Below are 1,288 nucleotides of genomic sequence, written 5' to 3'. Positions count from 1 at the left end.
CAGCTGCGCCATCGGCTTGCCGACGATGGTCGAGCGCCCGATGACGACCGCGTCGAGTCCCGACAGGTCGCCGCGCTCCTCCTTCAGCAGCATCAGGCATCCGAGCGGCGTGCAGGGGACGAACCCCGGCAGCCCGCTCGTCAATCGTCCAACGTTGACCGGGTGAAAGCCGTCGACGTCCTTGTCGGGGTCGATCGCCGCAATCACCGCATTCGCGTCGATCGGCGGCGGCAGCGGAAGCTGGACGAGGATGCCGTCGACCGCCGGGTCGGCGTTGAGCTGCGCGACGAGCGCGAGCAGCGCGGCCTGCGTCGTGTCGGCGGGCAGGCGGTGCTCGAAGCTCAGCATCCCTGCCTCGCGGCACGCCTTGCCCTTGGCGCGGACATAGACCGCGCTGGCAGGGTCGTCACCGACGAGCACCACCGCGAGGCCGGGCGGACGCGACAGCTTCGCGACCCCAGCCGCAACCTCGGCGCGCAGCGCGGCGGCGCGCGCCTTGCCGTCGATGACGCGCGCGGTCACGAGATATAGGCGACGGGCTGGATCTGGTTCCTGAGCACGATGTCGAGGATCGTGATGCCGATCAGCACGACGATCGGCGACAGGTCGAGCGCGCCGAAATCAGGCATCACCCGACGGATCGGGCGGTAGAGCGGCTCGGTCAGCCGGTCGAGCGTCGTCCAGATGTTGCGGACGAAGTCGTTATGCGTGTTGATGACGTTGAACGCGATCAGCCACGACAGCACCGCCTGGATGATGATCACCCACCACACGATGGACAGCAGGTAGATGGCGACCATGATGAGCGTGTTCATGCGCGCCCAGATAGCGACGCGCGCGCTATTTGTGAACCAGCGTTCCCGCGCCGCTTGCGGTGAACACCTCGACGAGCATCGCGTGCGGCACGCGCCCGTCGAGGATGACCGCCGCATCGACCCCGCCCTCGACCGCCGCGACGCACGTCTCGACCTTCGGGATCATACCGCCGGTGATCGTCCCGTCGGCTTTCAGCGTATCGATCGCCGGGCGGTCGAGGTCGGTGAGCAGCGCCCCCGACTTGTCGAGTACCCCGGCAACGTCGGTGAGCAGGAAGAAGCGTTTCGCCCCCAGCGCACCCGCGATCGCGCCCGCCATCGTGTCGGCGTTGATATTATAGGTTGCGCCATCGGCGCCGAGCGCGACGGGCGCGACGATCGGGATGAAATTATCCTTGGTCAGATTGACGAGGATCGTCGGATCGACCGCCACCGGTTCGCCGACAAAGCCCAGGTCGACATGCCGCTCGATC

Annotated in this window: 3 protein-coding genes; all 3 read right to left on the bottom strand. The window is 67.3% G+C overall.

The genetic code is table 11. From position 1 onward, the window contains the following. The coding region (locus tag IQ242_RS25025) for a bifunctional 5,10-methylenetetrahydrofolate dehydrogenase/5,10-methenyltetrahydrofolate cyclohydrolase (RefSeq protein WP_370583050.1) at positions 1–522 on the bottom strand (522 nt) is incomplete at its 3' end. After that, complete coding sequence (locus IQ242_RS25020) at positions 519–815, bottom strand: YggT family protein (protein WP_193961813.1); 297 nt, start codon at positions 813–815, stop codon at positions 519–521. The genes IQ242_RS25025 and IQ242_RS25020, both read right to left, overlap by 4 nt. 25 nt (positions 816–840) lie before the next feature. Next, a partial coding sequence (gene argB, locus IQ242_RS25015) for an acetylglutamate kinase (RefSeq protein WP_193961812.1) occupies positions 841–1,288 on the bottom strand: 448 nt, incomplete at its 5' end.

Origin of the sequence: Microcystis sp. LEGE 08355 (assembly GCF_015207185.1) — a bacterium.
GTDB classification, from domain to species: domain Bacteria; phylum Cyanobacteriota; class Cyanobacteriia; order Cyanobacteriales; family Microcystaceae; genus Microcystis; species Microcystis panniformis.
Note: the sequence above shows the minus strand (reverse complement) of the source record. Positions and strands in the feature narration are given on the sequence as shown.